This window comes from Paenibacillus sp. FSL W8-0194 (assembly GCF_037969745.1).
Lineage (GTDB): Bacteria > Bacillota > Bacilli > Paenibacillales > Paenibacillaceae > Paenibacillus_AQ > Paenibacillus_AQ cookii.
In genome coordinates this window covers 2,499,336-2,514,275 of the sequence record NZ_CP150205.1, presented here as the reverse complement: position 1 = coordinate 2,514,275, position 14,940 = coordinate 2,499,336, and the positions used below count along the sequence as shown (strand labels likewise).

Annotated in this window: 13 protein-coding genes and 1 other annotated feature (1 of these 14 cut by a window edge); all 13 genes read right to left on the bottom strand. The window is 52.6% G+C overall.

What is annotated here, in order from left to right:
* Window positions 1–105 (bottom strand) — a binding site (T-box leader); it reaches 157 nt to the left of the window's first position.
* Window positions 106–235: 130 nt separating this feature from the next.
* The 13 genes from MKY58_RS11225 to MKY58_RS11165 all read right to left on the bottom strand — a co-directional run bounded on the left by MKY58_RS11225 (window position 236) and on the right by MKY58_RS11165 (window position 14,682).
* Window positions 236–706 (bottom strand): pyridoxamine 5'-phosphate oxidase family protein, encoded by a 471-nt coding sequence (locus tag MKY58_RS11225; RefSeq protein WP_339324587.1) that lies wholly within the window; start codon window positions 704–706, stop codon window positions 236–238.
* Window positions 707–909: 203 nt separating this feature from the next.
* Window positions 910–1,245 carry a metalloregulator ArsR/SmtB family transcription factor gene (locus MKY58_RS11220; RefSeq protein ID WP_339324586.1) on the bottom strand — a complete coding sequence of 112 codons (336 nt, stop codon included), beginning with the start codon at window positions 1,243–1,245 and terminating at the stop codon, window positions 910–912.
* 164 nt (window positions 1,246–1,409) lie between these two features.
* Complete coding sequence (gene arsC, locus MKY58_RS11215; RefSeq protein ID WP_339324585.1) at window positions 1,410–1,829, bottom strand: arsenate reductase (thioredoxin); 420 nt, start codon at window positions 1,827–1,829, stop codon at window positions 1,410–1,412.
* A gap of 25 nt (window positions 1,830–1,854) precedes the next feature.
* Window positions 1,855–3,150 (bottom strand): arsenic transporter, encoded by a 1,296-nt coding sequence (locus tag MKY58_RS11210; protein ID WP_339324584.1) that lies wholly within the window; start codon window positions 3,148–3,150, stop codon window positions 1,855–1,857.
* Window positions 3,151–3,165: 15 nt separating this feature from the next.
* A complete protein-coding gene (locus MKY58_RS11205) occupies window positions 3,166–3,513 on the bottom strand; it encodes a metalloregulator ArsR/SmtB family transcription factor (protein WP_339324583.1) in 348 nt (115 codons plus the stop codon).
* A 161-nt stretch (window positions 3,514–3,674) separates the two neighbouring features.
* Window positions 3,675–4,913 (bottom strand): MFS transporter, encoded by a 1,239-nt coding sequence (locus MKY58_RS11200; protein WP_339324582.1) that lies wholly within the window; start codon window positions 4,911–4,913, stop codon window positions 3,675–3,677.
* A 197-nt stretch (window positions 4,914–5,110) separates the two neighbouring features.
* Window positions 5,111–6,415, bottom strand: coding sequence for a discoidin domain-containing protein (locus MKY58_RS11195; protein ID WP_339324581.1), 1,305 nt, complete (start codon window positions 6,413–6,415; stop codon window positions 5,111–5,113).
* 223 nt (window positions 6,416–6,638) lie between these two features.
* Window positions 6,639–7,463 carry an N-acetyltransferase gene (locus MKY58_RS11190; protein ID WP_339324580.1) on the bottom strand — a complete coding sequence of 275 codons (825 nt, stop codon included), beginning with the start codon at window positions 7,461–7,463 and terminating at the stop codon, window positions 6,639–6,641.
* 269 nt (window positions 7,464–7,732) lie between these two features.
* Window positions 7,733–8,668, bottom strand: a complete 936-nt coding sequence (locus MKY58_RS11185) for a cation diffusion facilitator family transporter (protein ID WP_339324579.1) — start codon at window positions 8,666–8,668, stop codon at window positions 7,733–7,735.
* Window positions 8,669–8,871: 203 nt separating this feature from the next.
* Window positions 8,872–9,123, bottom strand: a complete 252-nt coding sequence (locus MKY58_RS11180; protein ID WP_339324578.1) for a DUF1450 domain-containing protein — start codon at window positions 9,121–9,123, stop codon at window positions 8,872–8,874.
* A 38-nt stretch (window positions 9,124–9,161) separates the two neighbouring features.
* On the bottom strand, window positions 9,162–10,109 hold the full coding sequence (locus MKY58_RS11175) for a bifunctional riboflavin kinase/FAD synthetase (RefSeq protein ID WP_339324577.1): 948 nt from the start codon (window positions 10,107–10,109) through the stop codon (window positions 9,162–9,164).
* A gap of 333 nt (window positions 10,110–10,442) precedes the next feature.
* On the bottom strand, window positions 10,443–12,731 hold the full coding sequence (gene metE, locus MKY58_RS11170; RefSeq protein ID WP_339324576.1) for a 5-methyltetrahydropteroyltriglutamate--homocysteine S-methyltransferase: 2,289 nt from the start codon (window positions 12,729–12,731) through the stop codon (window positions 10,443–10,445).
* A 148-nt stretch (window positions 12,732–12,879) separates the two neighbouring features.
* Window positions 12,880–14,682 carry a glycoside hydrolase gene (locus MKY58_RS11165; protein WP_339324575.1) on the bottom strand — a complete coding sequence of 601 codons (1,803 nt, stop codon included), beginning with the start codon at window positions 14,680–14,682 and terminating at the stop codon, window positions 12,880–12,882.
* Between the last annotated feature and the right edge of the window lie 258 nt (window positions 14,683–14,940).

Below are 14,940 nucleotides of genomic sequence, written 5' to 3'. Positions count from 1 at the left end.
GCTGCTCGGAGGCTTTGTTCAATAAACGCTTCTTTGCTCCTTTTCAGCGGACGGAGCTCTCTGGGAAAGAATCGGCTTATCTACTCTTCTCTTCATCGCATTTGATATGACGCTTCATTAGATATTACGTTAATAATATAAAAAAATCGTTTGAAGGTAAATATGTTTTTTGAATTTTTCGCGCGATGGATCAAATTTCCCTGTCGAATGCCTTGGCGCTTGCGGGACGGCCCGCTTAACGCTTGGTTTCCTTTACCGTTTCGTTCCAACGCTCGAGCACTTCGCCTTCATGCTTCAACCGGATTTGAATGCCCGAGGTAATGTCCGCATATTTGGCCTGATCCTCTTTAAACGATTCGACGGCGGCCGAAAACCGTTCCAACGGATGTTTTGCGCCTTCCAATATGCCGATGTGATGAAGCGAAAGCCTTACGTAATTCACCTTGCCTTTATAGACGGCGACGAGAACGGCCTTGCCGCGCCGGATGCAATTTTGGGTCGTGTTCGTTTCCGGCCACAATGCGATCCGCAGCGTTTTTTTATCAATGGCGACGACTTCGCCGACGCTGACCATGGCGTTGTGCGGCCATCCGTCTTCGGTTACGGTCATCAAAAACATCGCCTCGTGCTGTTTCCGTTCGAGATGTTCGCCGTTTAAAAGCTCGAAAAGGTCATCCGAAAGCTCGGAACCGTTCCCATGCTGCATTTCCCTACATCCTTTCAAAAAACGAAGTCAACCGACCAACGGGACAGGGCCCCACCAGCAAACCAGATGCCCGGTTACCGTCCATGCCTGCCACACCAATTCGCGCGGCGCATCATAAGTGCGGTTGAATGCGATTTCCCGGTCCTGTACGTGTGCTCCGTTTCCACCCCGTTAGCCCAATCCTCCATTGTCTCAGGTGTTCCCTATTCGGGACGTTGTTTCTGATTCTCCTTCATGACCTGCAAATATTGCTCCAGCCGATCCAACCGTTCCTCCCAGACCTCGGTGATCGATTTCAGCCAATCCTCCATCTCTTGAAAGGGCTCCCGGCGCAAACCGTAAAACCGGCGGTTCGCTTCCGCATGGACTTCGACGACCCCTGCTTCAAGAAGCACGCGGAGGTGCTTCGAGGCTTGCGGCTGCCGTATGGCAAGACGTTCGCTGATCTCCCCGACGGTCAAGGGGCCGCGCCGGAGCAGTTCGACGATTTGAAACCGGTTGGGTTCGGCTAGTGCGCTGAATACATTCGTGTTGTTCACTGAACCCGCTTCCTTTCTTTGCAACATTCTCTGAACTTAATGTATCACAACGGGAATATTCCTTCAAGGGAATATTAAATGCCAAATGTCTTTCTTCCTTTTTTCGACCGCGGGAATGTTTCCGGCGTTCCGCTTGATGGCATCGGCCGGTGTTTCTTAAGTCCTCATTCCCCGGTCTCAGAGAATGTTTTGATGCGTTCCCCAATCTGGTCGCGTACTCGCTGAAATACGGCCCATTTTTCTTGATCCGTCCCCTGAGCTTTGGCAGGATCATCAAATCCCCAATGTTCGCGTCGAACATGAGGCGGCGTCACCGGGCAGCGATCAAAAGCATCGCCACATAAGGTAACCACCAGGTCCGCTTCCTTCAAACGTACGGGATCGATAACATTCGAGGTTTGACCCGAGATATCGATACCCACTTCCATCATGGCTTTGACTGCTAGCGGGTTAAGGCCATGTGCCTCAATGCCGGCGCTGCTGACCTGCCACTTGTCCCCCAAATAGGTTTTGGCCCAACCCTCCGCCATCTGGCTTCGGCATGAATTGCCGGTGCATAAAAAATAAATGGATTTTTTCCTCATCATGTTTTCTCCTTTTTGAATGGATTTAAACCACCATCAACCACAGATAAAGCCCGACAAGCGTGATGAATAAGGTCGGGATGGTCAGGATAATCCCCGTTTTGAAGTAGGTCCCCCAAGAGATTTTAACGCCTTTGGTGCCGAGCACGTGAAGCCACAGCAGCGTAGCCAGCGAGCCGATCGGCGTGATTTTCGGTCCGAGATCCGAACCGATGACGTTCGCGTATACCAGCGCTTCTTTGACCGCGTCCGTGGCGTGAACCGCATGGATGGCCAACGCGTCGATCATGACCGTCGGCAAATTGTTCATCACCGAGGACAGAAATGCCGATAGGAATCCCATCGAGATCGTCGAGACAAACATGCCTTGGTTGGCCGCAGCCCGGATCAATTCGGCAAGCCAATCGGTCAACCCGGCGTTTCTGAGTCCGTAAACGACGACGTACATCCCGATCGAAAAAAACACGATGGCCCACGGCGCCCCTTTGATGACGTCCTTTACGGGAACCATCGGGCTTTTCCGCGCCATCAGCAAAAAGAATACCGCAATGATTCCCGCAATGATGCATACCGGCATGTCCAAAAATTCGCTGACAAAATAACCGACGAGCAGCACGCCCAACACGATCCACGACCATCGGAACATCACCGGATCCTTGATCGCGTCGGATGGCGTTTTAACATATGCCAAATCATACTTCTTGGGGATGCTTCTCCGGAAAAACAAATACAGCACCAGCATGCTGGCGCCCAGCGCAAACAGGTCCGGAACGATCATGCGGCCGGCATATTCCATAAACGTGATTCCGAAAAAATCCGCCGACACGATATTGACCAGATTGCTGACGACAAGCGGCAACGAGGTCGTATCCGCAATGAAGCCGCAGGCGATGATAAACGGAAACACTTTTTTCTCGTCGAAACGAAGCGCCCGGACCATCGCAAGAACGATCGGCGTAAGGATCAGGGCGGCTCCGTCATTGGCGAAAAATGCCGATACGACGGCTCCGAGAACGGTCACGTATACGAACATCCGAATGCCGTTGCCTCGGGCGGCCCGCGCCATATGCAGCGCAGCCCACTCGAAAAAACCGATGCTGTCCAGAACCAGCGAAATAATGATGATCGCGATAAACGTCAGCGTCGCGTTCCAGACGATCTGGGTGACGTCCCACACGTCCCCGAACGTGACTACGCCAAAAAGCAGCGCCAAAACCGCCCCGCCGCAGGCCGACCAGCCGATGGACAGATTTTTGGGCTGCCAAATGACAAACGTAAGCGTAATGAGAAAAATGATGACGGCTAGAATGACTGATAGCAAAAGTATACCCTCCAATTAACAACAATTAGGCGTGATCCCTTGATCTTCTAACGCCTTGAATTCCTGGTCTTGAGCCGGCACATGGGCCATGATGTCCGCAACAAGCGCATGATGCCTGCTTTGGGGATTCCAAGCGTAGTGGACCCACTGCCCTGCCTTTCTTTCCTTTAAAAGCCCCGCATCCTTTAATTTCCTTAGATGCTGGCTGATCGCAGGCTGGCTCACTTCAAAAAATTCGACCAGCTCGCATACGCAGCATTCCCTGTATTGAAGCAGTTTGATGATCGTAAGCCGGGTCGGATCACCCAGCAGCTTCAGAATTTGGGCGATCCCGCCCGCTTCGTCGGACACTGTTTTTGGCATCTCCTCACATCCTCGATTCATTGATGAACTTCATCATTATATAAGCATATGCTTATATAGACAATAGACTTGTTGCGCCTGTTAGCGGAAAGAGACGCTTGGCACCCATGGACGGGCCGGTACGAAAAAAGCCCCCGGAATCTCGGGGACAACTGCCTGCATTAAATCAGCTCGTTTCTTTTCTTTAAAAACCGATACAAAACTGCGCTGCAAACGGCGCAGACGGCCGCGCACAGCCCGATAAACCCGTATCCGGCCTGCAAACCGCGCAACAATCCGGTTTCGGTTTCGCCTCCAAAGATCGCTTTGGCGCTTTCGATCACGCCTCCGATCAGGTAATTGCCGATCACGCTGCCGATGCCCATCAGCGTAACCGTAAAGGTAATTGCGGTATCGCTGCCTCCCGGAAACCTCTTGGCGATAAAAGCCATCACCGTTGGATAAATCATCGCCACCCCAATGCCCGCCGCGGCGAACAAAAACGCAAAAGACTCCCCGCCCGCGATCGCCGCAAACGTGCAAACGGCCGAAAACGCCGGAAAAATAACCAGCGATAACGTGAAGCCGATTTTATCGGTAACCGGTCCCAAAAGCAGCCTCGCCAGCGTAAAACATAAAAAGAACCCGGACAGCATGCCCGAGGCTTTGACCGGCTCCCAGCCGTATGCCTTCTCAAGAAAATTGACCAGCCAGCCGCCGACCGCCAGCTCCGAGACGACGCCAAACGAAAGGATCAGCACCGTGAACCATAACACCCGGTCCCGCAGCAGCGTTTTTAACGGAACCCGGTCCTCATGGGACAGCTGATCGCCGGGAAACGTCCCGCACAAAGCAAATATCATCGGCAAAACGGAAAGCGACAGCATAAAGAGATACATGCCGCGCCAATCCAGGGGATGGCCGAAAAGGCTTGCCGACATGAAACCGGTTGCGATCATGGGAGCCACGGTCGAGCTGAGCCCATAAAATCCGTGAGCCAAATTCATCATCGTTCCAGTGTTTTTCACGAAAATTCTCGCCCCCAGAATGGCCAGCGCAATCTCAAGCATGCCGTTGCCGATATACATGAAGAAATACGAAGCCGAAAAGGCCGGGTAACTGCGGGACAAATAAATGAATACGCCTGAAAGAATCATCGCGCCAAAGGAAAGGCTGCTGACGATTTTAATCCCCCACCATCGCGTCAACGCATTAGTAAACGAACAGGCGATCAAATATCCAAGCGCGTTCAGCGACAACAAAGTGCCGATCTGGGATTCGTCCAGCATAAAGTCGATCTGAATCCGGGGAATGGCCGGCCCTTTGATGTTTTCCGAAAATCCAAAGATAATAAAACCTAAAAAAATGGTCACCAATTGAATGACATACCTGCTATTCGTTTTTTTCAAACGTTTCTCCACTCCGCTTAACCTCCAAGCCGATTGCGCGAGCGGCCGCACTCTGAAAACGGGAACGGCATACATGCAATAATGGACTAATGATAAAAGAAAAGCGGCCATATGTAAATATAAGATATAACAAATATATCGAACTACGTTCGAGCCTCAATAAAAACTCCGGCGGAATGCCGCAGCAGTCCCGCCGGAGTATGCGCATTTTAAGGATACAAACCGATTTCCGCGATTTGAAGCTCCGCCCCGCCGTTGTTCGCCGTGACGTGGAGCCGGTAATATTTAAAGGCGGACGGCTGGTTAATGGCATAGGTTTTGGTCAAAAACCGGCTGGCGAAAGCTTCGTTCGAACGGGTATCGAGCGTCGTCCAATTCGTCCCGTCGTTGGAACCGAGGAGCGTCCAATTTTTCGGGTCTCTTGACGGAAAGTCGTTGGCGGACGTGATCGAATACGTTGCGGCTGCATGGGAAACGTTGTTTCCGAACTGGTACTGAATCCATCCGGAATTCGCGAAAATCAGCCATTTCGTTGCGCTGCTGCCGTCAAACGCTTTTTCCTTCCCTTCCCCGGACGGGCTGTTGGAAGAACTCGCCGCAACCGTTCCGCCAGTCGTCAACGACCCGGCATTAGGCGAAGACAGCGCATTGTTGATGGCAGCGGCATAATCGGCCGCCGACCCGGCGCTTGGGTTGTTCAAAATCGCGTCATAATACCAGATGAATCCGCCTTGAATGCCCGCTTGCGCCTTCCATTCGGCCATGCGGGAGGCGACTTGGCCCGGGGTATGGCCGCCGCCGGACGTTTTGCTGTCAAGTCCCGGCATGACGGTCATGCCCATTTGGCTGTTCCAGTACGCTGGATCATTCCCCGCTCCGCCGTCATACACCTGCAAGTAAATGCGGTCCACGTTAGCCCCGAGCTGGGATTTGACGCTTTTCCAGTAGCTGACGTTGGTATAAGGGCATAAGGTGATTTTGTATCCGAGGCCGGCCAGCATGCTGCCAAACGATACCGATGAACTGACGTCGTACAAATCCTCGTTGTCGAAGCTGACGGCATCCGCCATGGTTGCGGTTTTCAGGGCCGCAAAGTTTTTATACAGAATGCTGTTCGTACCGGTGCCCTGGGCGGCAATCAGGTTTTTGATGTTCTGGAAATCGCTGACGCCCCAGGAACCGACGCTGATCTCCAAGCGTTTCACCGAAGTCGGGGCTTGCTTGAGCGTGGCGAGTTGGGCCGGCCAGGCCGAATCGCCCACGTAAGCTCCGTTCGAAACGACGAGCTGATCATTGTAGTAGAGATCTCCATTGCCGTGAACATGGATCGTCCATAACATGACGGTCGTGAAGCCGGATTGCTTCAGGATGTCCATCGTCTGCGTTCCGCCGGAATAAAACGGGCCTCCCCCGTAAATGACGGATTCCGGTTCCGTTTGGGCCGATGCGCCCGCCGGAAACAACCCGATCATCATCAGGCAGCTTAGCAGCCAATAAAACGGTTTTCTTTTCATCGATTCACCTCCGGGGATTTGTAAAAATGTTCTGTGCATGCAGAACTGAAACTATCTAACGATATGTGTCAGTTCCCGGTTTTTAGAATCGTACCGCTTGCACAAATTTTCACTTTTTTACAAAATCAGCCGGCAAAAAGGCGGGACTCCTTGATCAAAGCGATTCGCTTGGCCTTTGAAAGCATGGTCATCCGCCCAGATTGGCTTATCGATAAGCTGAAATTCAGCGTCCCGCGATCGGCGCCCAAACGGCCCGCGTCCATGCGATCCGCAGCCCTGCCCGCTCCATGTTGTTTTGGCTCGAGCTTCCGAAAGCGGCTTGGGCGGCAACCAGCTCGCATTCGGCCTTATAGGCTTCATGCAAACGCCACTTCAACAGCGACGTCTGGAGTCCGTTGTTCCTGAACTCGGGATGCGTTGCCGCCAAGGTCAACGAGGCCGTCCGGCCGCTGAAATGCATGACGCCGACGGCCGCAGGCCGGCCGTGCCATGACGCCATAAACAATTTCCAGCCGGGGCGGTTCAGCAAGCCGATGTTGTTTTGGATGAAATGATGTTTATGCGCGATATCCATGCCGGAGCCGACGCAATGAATGCCTGCGTAAACGTCAAAATCCGCCTCGTTTTCGACCGGACGGATCGTAATGCCCGAAGGCAGATCAGGCGCTTCCGGGGCTGGCAGCCCGTACAAAACGGAATGGAAATGTTGATGGGCAAGCCCGTTTTCGGTTAAATGGCGGAGCAGCTCCGGGCTTGTCCCTACCGGATCGATATCCAACCCGAACGCGCGGTCCCGTTCGCGGTAAAATTGAATGATTTCTGCCACGCGGTCCATGTCCTCATCGGTCAAACCCTTGACGGAATTAAATACGCCCCACGGCATCGTCCGGATATAATAGGACACCGCATTTCCGAAGGTATGGATTTCGACCCCTTGCGGGTTGCCTTCTTGTTCGCCAATCGAGCGGATCCGCGAAGTCGTGAAGTCGATTTCCGACTGCCGGATTCGCTTGGCCAATGCTTCACGGATTACCGGTAATGCTTGCATGCGATCCCTCCCGCTTTTTTTATGTCATCCATTTTGAAGACATTCCATCCCAAAGGGGTACTTCAATCATCGCTTGTCAGGCGCCATGAAAAAATCATCGAACGACCGGGAACCAAAAAGCCGCAGATGAACAACGGCCCATCTACGGCTTTAGACATCGGTCAAACACCCGGGATAAAAATAATAAGCTGCGATTTCACATATTTTCCTATATTGTATTTCGTTGCATTTTTAACGTCAATCTATTTTTTAGGCTCCATTCGTTTCCCTCACGCGTGCTTCAACAAAAACTGCTTTCCGTATTCCCCATGGTCATGGATCGACGGATGTTCGATTTGAATGGTCGAATGTGCGATGCCGTATTTTTCTAGGAGGAGTTGATTGATCGCCGAGATCACCTGGAACGCCTGCATGTCTTTCCGGATGAACACATGCGCAGTAAGCGAATAATGATCGGTGGATACGGCCCATAAATGGAGCTCGTGCACGTCATTGATGCCTTCCAGGGCGCGGATATCGCTGCGAATGGCGTCCAAATCGAATTGGTCGGGCACGGATTCCATCAGCACCAGGTAAGACTCGCGGATAATTTTGGCCCCGCCGGTAAAAATGATTCCCCCGATGACCATACTGATGAGCGGATCCAAAAAGTGATAACCGGTAAAATAAATCAGCACGGCCGACACGATAATCCCGACGGAGCTTAACAGGTCCCCGATAAAATGCCAAAGCGCGCTTTTGACGTTAAGATTCTCTTCTTCCTTCATGCTGCGGCTCAGAACAATCGTAAGGACGACGTTGACGATGAGACCGATCACCGCGATGGTCAGCATCGTAGGCAGCTTCACTTCCACCGGATGGATCATGCGCTGAATGCCTTCCACAAAAATGCCCAATGCAATGACGGCCAATGCCAGGCCGTTCAGAAACGACGCGATGATCTCGAAACGGAGAAAACCAAACGTATATTTCCGGTTCGGTTTACGCGTGGCCATGTAAATGGCCGCCATGCTTAACCCCAAGGCCAAGACGTCGGAGATCATATGCGCCGAATCGGATAACAAGGCCAAGGAATGGGAGATCAAACCTCCGGCGACTTCGACGATGGTAAAAAACAACGTAAGCAGCAGGGTGATCCAAAGCGTTTTTTTCGAGGTTTGCTGTTCTTTCACGTGGTCGAGGTGGTGATAGTCGTAATTTTTCATGTCTGCGTCCTCCTGTATCTTAATTAGAATTATTCTAATCTGATAATTTATATAAATAATATACCCGTTTTTGTGTCTCCCGTCAATTGAACTTTTAATGGATACCACGGAGGATGTTCATGGCCGCAAAACGCAAAAAAAGCTGCCGAGATTTTGTCTCGCACAGCTTTGCTTTAAGATCTCCGAAAATGATATTGTCATGGCTAAATGGATGCGTAGACGGCTAATTCCAGGTCGATACGCTGCCTGATGAGATCTAGGCATTCGGCGGCCGTTTCGGCAAAGATCCGCTTGCCGTTGACGATCGCATAAGGCCTTCTCGCGCATATCCCGCAAAACGAAAGGCAGGTACTTTCAAGCACGGCCACTTCCGGATATTCGGCCTCCAAAATTTGTTCGATCTCGATCTCTTGAATCAGGCTGCCGTCGCAAATTTCGACGATTATGATCCCCATGCCGCTTCGCCTCCCTTCAAGCAGGCCGATCCGCCGATTCAGGCGGGAGCGACGCTAAGCAACCTTCTGGCATTCACTTCATCCTGTTTCATTTGCTCGATCAGCGCATCCAGACCCGTAAATTTGATTTCGCCGCGCAAATAATGCATGAAAGTCAGCGTCACCGTCCGATCATACAAATCTCCGGAGAAATCCAGCAGGTAACCTTCGATCAAATACCCCTGACCATCGACGGTGGGCCGGTACCCTGCGCTGATCAGGACGTGATACCGGCTTTTCCCTTCCGGTTCGCCATGGATATCGGCCGTCCCCACGTAAACGCCGGGCTTCGGGAAAACATAGTCGTCCACCCCGCCCATATTAATAGTAGGAAAACCCAGCTTTCTGCCCAGCTTCTGGCCGTGTATGACGATTCCGGTAACCGAATAAGGCCGGCCTAAAAGCGAAAACGCCGTTTCCACGCGGCCTTCGGAAATGTCGGTTCGGATCTCCGAGCTGCCGATTTTTACCCCGCTATCGGTCACGAGCGGAATCACCGTCACTTCCGCGCCGATGCGGGCACATAGCTCGCCGAGTTCCTTCGTGCCTCCCCCTTGCCCGTGCCCGAAATGAAAACCTTCGCCGACCACGATGCGCTTGACGTTCAGCCTTGAAAGATGCTCCATGACGAATTCTTCCGCCGAGATTTGGGCGTATTCCTTCGAAAAACGGATCCGGTAATAACGCTCGACGCCAAATTGCCCAAGGATGCGAATTTTCTCGTCCTCAGGCGTTATTTTTCGCTTGAACGCTTCATCCTGCTTCAACACCCACAACGGATGCTCCGAAAAACTCATGACGGCGAGCGCTTCCCCTTCCCTTTTCAGTTCGTTGGCCGTTTGGAGGATCGCCTGATGTCCTTTATGGATTCCGTCGAATTTTCCGATCATCAGCACGATCGGCATGGAATCATAAGGAGGTTGTGACGCGATGTCGATGACTTCCATGAAAATACCCCGCTTTATCCTTTAATATGATGGATTGTTTCTAAAAAGCGAATATCGTATTCAAGAAAACATACTACACTTAGTATAGTAGAATGTATAAAAAATTGGTGATTTCATTAGAACATAATGGATTGAAAAAATCAATCGCTTATTTTCAATACGGACCGTGCGCATAGGGCCATGGTGATCCGCGTTGCGGTGCATCAAACATACGTTTCGTTAGCTGCTTATTTAATTATACTAACAAACCGGGGAAAACTAAAGTACCGAACTTTTCGCCCGAAAAAAAAAGAGACCCGCAATCCTGCGGGTCCATGGGCGTTGCATATGAAATCACACTTGTACGGCATATTTTTCTCGTGCGATCTTGGTCGCTTCCACCATGTTGCGCAAGGAGGCCACCGTTTCTTCCATGCCTCGGGTTTTCAGTCCGCAGTCCGGATTGATCCAGAACAGCTTCGGATCGAGGACCCGCAGCGCGCGGTCGATCATGCCTGTCATTTCCTCGACGCCGGGAACGCGCGGGCTGTGGATATCGTACACGCCAAGTCCGATGCCGAGCCCGTAAGTGTTCTCTTCAAAGCTATGGATCAGCTCGCCGTGACTGCGGGAGGTTTCGATCGAAATGACGTCCGCGTCCATCGCCGAAATCGAATCGATCATGTCATGGAACTCGCAATAACACATATGCGTGTGAATTTGCGTCGTATCCTGCACCGTGCAGGTGGTCAGGCGGAACGCTTTGACGGCCCATGCCAGATATTCGGCCTGATCTTTTTCTTTCAGGGGAAGCCCTTCGCGGACGGCAGGTTCGTCCACCTGGATCATGCCGATGCCGGCCTTCTCCAATGCTTCTACTTCTTGCCTCAAAGCATAAGCCAATTGATAAGCGATCTGCTCGCGCGAAATATCCTCGCGGACGAACGACCAGTTCATGATCGTGATCGGACCGGTAAGCATCCCTTTGACGGGCCGGGTCGTTTTCGACTGGGCATATTGCGTTTCCTCGACGGTCATCGGCTTTTCGAACGCGACGTCCCCGAAAATGATCGGCGGTTTGACGCACCGGGAGCCGTACGACTGTACCCAGCCATACTGGGTAAAGGCAAACCCCGCAAGCTTCTCCCCGAAAAACTCCACCATGTCCGTCCGCTCGAATTCGCCGTGCACGAGGACGTCCAGCCCGATTTCCTCCTGTAAACCGATCCAGGTGTCGATCTGTTCCCGGATGAAGCCGGCATACTGCTCGCCGCTCCATTCCCCTTTTCTCCACAGCTGCCTTGCTTTGCGCACTTCTACGGATTGAGGGAAACTTCCGATGGTCGTCGTCGGCAGCACCGGGAGCTGCCATTTTTTCTGTTGCACGGCGTGGCGCTCGGCAAAAGGAAGGCTGCGTTTGGCGTCTTGCTTGCTGATGGCGGCAACGGCCTGCTGGACGTCGTTCCGGTTGCGTTCCTTGGACCGCTCCAGCGCGCGGATGGCAAGGTCGCATTCGTCCAGTTCTTTACCGATCGCGTCCGTTCCCGAAGAGACGGCCTTCGTCAAAAGAACCAGTTCGTCCAGCTTTTCGTCGGCAAATGCAAGCGCCCCCTTTAATTCCGGCAATAGCTTCGTTTCGCTGCTCGCGGTCACCGGGACATGCAGCAAACTGCACGAAGACTGCACGATGATCCGGTCCGCCGGAACGAAGGATTGAAGCGTCTCCAGCAGCGCGGCCTTCTCTCGGAGCGATGCCTTCCAAATGCCGCGCCCATCCACGACGCCCGCCCCCAACACTTTGTCTTGCGGGAATCCCGATGCCTGGATCGACCGGATATTACCCGCATAACCATGGACAAAATCGAGGCCGATCCCTTTGACCGGAAGGGAGACGATGTCGCTGTAGCTTTCGACGGCTTCAAAATAGGTTTGCAGCATGATGTTGAGGGTTGGGACCTCTGCGGCAAACGTGCCGTAGATGCTGTGTAACCGCCGGATGTCGGCATCGCTTAGGCCGGTAACCAGAATCGGCTCGTCGATTTGCACCCACTCCGCGCCTTCCAGGGCCAGTTCCCGAAGAATCCGGACGTAAAGCGGAACAAGGCGCTCCAGCCAGGCATCCGTTTCGGATTCGGCATAACCTTTGGACAATTTAAGGAAGGTGAGCGGCCCGAGAATGACCGGCTTTCCTTCGATGCCAAGGCGTTCCTTCGCTTCGCGGTAGGCAGCCAAAGGCTTGTTTTCCGTAACGGCGGGCTCCGCTCCGTCCAATTCAGGGACGATGTAGTGGTAATTGGTATTGAACCACTTCGTCATTTCGCTTGCCGCCGCATCCGTCGTTCCCCGCGCGACTCCGTAATAAACGGAGAGCGGCACGGGTCCTCCATCATAAGGAAACCGTTTCGGAACGATGCCGAACATCGCGGCCGTATCCAGGACGTGATCGTAATAGCTGAAATCGTTCACCGGGATCAGATCGATGCCCTTTTCCTGAAGCTTGCGCAAATGGTTCAACCGAATGTCCTGCATCCGGCTCTGAAATTCCGATTCTTCGATCTTTCCCGCCCAAAACGCCTCAAGCGCTTTTTTCCATTCGCGGTTATCGCCGATACGCGGATATCCCAAAATACTGCTTTTTGTCATCTTGTAACACTCCTAATCATGGATATTGCGAAAATTCCAATCCAAATGGTTACAAGAAAGATATCACGGATTCAGCGATATAGTGTAACTGTATTATCCTATATCCAGTTATAGCCAAAAGCTATATTACAAGGATGCCGATTTTAGATTATAATAAAGAGTTAATAACCACTCTGGATACTTGCTTTTCCCAGGAGTCGCTGCCGGACAACTCGATTTTCAGGTACTGCGTTCCTGCGGGGACTTGCAGCGGCGTGTACGTTTTTTTGTACCATTTGCTTCCGGTATAACTTCCCGGCGTGCTCGTGTGCGCGACTGGGGTCCAATGCTGATTGTCGGCCGACGCATAAAACGCGACGCCGTCCCACACGCTGAATTGATACAAGTCCGCTTTAAAATTCGTGATGTTGGGAACGCGATAAACGAAGTTTTCGGTCGTGCCGCTGCTCCGTTTCACGCGGGACGTATCGCCGTTAAAATATCCGCTGTTGGAGGAATCCATGACCAGGCCGCTTGTATGGGAAAAGGTTTTGGACCAATCGTTCAGGTCGTCCGTCAAGGTTTGCTCCTGAAGGGACGGCGAGCCGTTTTCCCCCGTGTAGGTCACGACGCTTTTTGGAGGAAGGGAGACGTTGAATTTCCCGTTTTGCAAAGGAACGGCGGGGCCTTCGGCTAAATTGAGGTTATCGTTGGTGGTGTAGGGAGTGAGCCGTCCAGCCGTGAAGCCGTTGGGCACAAAGCCAAGCTCTGCCGTGGCATCGGTATCGTTGATGGCGACGATGGCGAACTTTCCGGTTGCCGGATCTTTGTAAGCCGAGGTGTATACGCCGGACTGGGGATTGTCAGGGGCTCCGATCCTCACGTAGCCGGGTTTGATGAATTTGCTGAAGTTGCCGAAGGTAAAGTAGCGTTTCGTCAGCGCGTAGGTGTTGGCGGCTTTGTCGACGTTGATCAAACCTTCGTCGTTATTGCCCGGGATCGCGCCCGTCCAATACATCCAAGCGTTGACGCCCGCCTTGGTCATGAAATTATGGGTCTGCTTCGCGAACTTGAGGCCGGAACCCATGCCCGGATCGTAAGAGTCGACTTTGGACACTTCCGTCATCCATACCTTTTTCCCTTTGGATTGGGCGGTCGTAAACGGGGTTGTCGGCAACTCCGCATTGATGATCGGCACGGGGTAGTTATGTCCGGCCACGATGTCCAGCCTTTCGGCGGAAGCCGGGTCGTTCAGGGAGTCCTTGATCAGATCCTCCGACCACCAGGACGATTCGCCGGCGATGACTTTGGTCGATGCCACGCCTTCGTTGATCATCGCTTGCTTCAAATAATCCTTCAGGAACACCTGGAAGTTCGTCGAATTCCATTCGCTCGAATCCCAGGTCAGGAACGTCATGGAGTTCGGCTCGTTGGCAATGGAGACGGCGTAGAGGTCAAGACCGAATTGCCGTTTGTATTCTTTGATGAATTTGGACATGAGCAGCGCGTAGTCGCCGTAATTTTCCTGCTTCAGGTACCCGCCGTGCGTCGTGGAGTTGTTCGTTTTCATCCATGCCGGCGGGCTCCACGTGCTGGCGATCAGCTTATCCACGCCTCTTGCTTTCGCCTGCTGCATCACCCAAACCTGGTCCGGTCTGGCGTTGAAATCGTATTGTCCCGGGGCAGGATTAAACTGCGGGAACAACGCGCCGCGGAAAATCGAAATGCCGATGCCGGTGTCCGGTTTGAACAGCAGATCCATGATCTCGCTGCGGACGGGCTCCTGCAAATCATAGATGGCGTCGGACCAGCCAGCCTGCGACACCCCGAAGCCGTCGATTTCCTGCTTAACGTCATTCCAGTTGATCGTAACGTCCGATGCTGCATGCGCGGTAAAAGGTACGGCCGCGAAAGCCGTCAGCATCACGCTCATCGTCAAGCCCATCAGTTTTTTGGCGAATGTTGTCCTCATAACAAACCACCTTTCGAATCGTTGTCATGAAATCCTAAAAAACAAAACGTATGCGGTATCATGCTCGCAAAACCACGCTGCTGCTCCTTGTGCCGAGCTCGTTGTCTTATCTCCGTCCTTCCATCCTCCTTCCCGCCCAAAATAATGTAAGCGCTTGCATCTAGATTATATCCATCCTCCTTGAAGGCCGCTACCACGATCATGACCTGTTTCTAACATTCCCGTGACTTTTTCGCGCTCCCCTTTCATATAACAAAA

Bases quoted from the DNA above. Each gene is read 5' to 3' on its own strand.
- MKY58_RS11225 (WP_339324587.1), bottom strand. From the start codon at position 706: ATGCAGCATGGGAACGGTTCCGAGCTTTCGGATGACCTTTTCGAGCTT.
- MKY58_RS11205 (WP_339324583.1), bottom strand. From the start codon at position 3,513: ATGCCAAAAACAGTGTCCGACGAAGCGGGCGGGATCGCCCAAATTCTG.
- MKY58_RS11185 (WP_339324579.1), bottom strand. From the start codon at position 8,668: ATGAAAAATTACGACTATCACCACCTCGACCACGTGAAAGAACAGCAA.
- MKY58_RS11165 (WP_339324575.1), bottom strand. From the start codon at position 14,682: ATGAGGACAACATTCGCCAAAAAACTGATGGGCTTGACGATGAGCGTG.
- MKY58_RS11175 (WP_339324577.1), bottom strand. From the start codon at position 10,109: ATGGAAGTCATCGACATCGCGTCACAACCTCCTTATGATTCCATGCCG.
- metE (WP_339324576.1), bottom strand. From the start codon at position 12,731: ATGACAAAAAGCAGTATTTTGGGATATCCGCGTATCGGCGATAACCGC.
- MKY58_RS11195 (WP_339324581.1), bottom strand. From the start codon at position 6,415: ATGAAAAGAAAACCGTTTTATTGGCTGCTAAGCTGCCTGATGATGATC.
- arsC (WP_339324585.1), bottom strand. From the start codon at position 1,829: ATGAGGAAAAAATCCATTTATTTTTTATGCACCGGCAATTCATGCCGA.
- MKY58_RS11180 (WP_339324578.1), bottom strand. From the start codon at position 9,123: ATGGGGATCATAATCGTCGAAATTTGCGACGGCAGCCTGATTCAAGAG.
- MKY58_RS11190 (WP_339324580.1), bottom strand. From the start codon at position 7,463: ATGCAAGCATTACCGGTAATCCGTGAAGCATTGGCCAAGCGAATCCGG.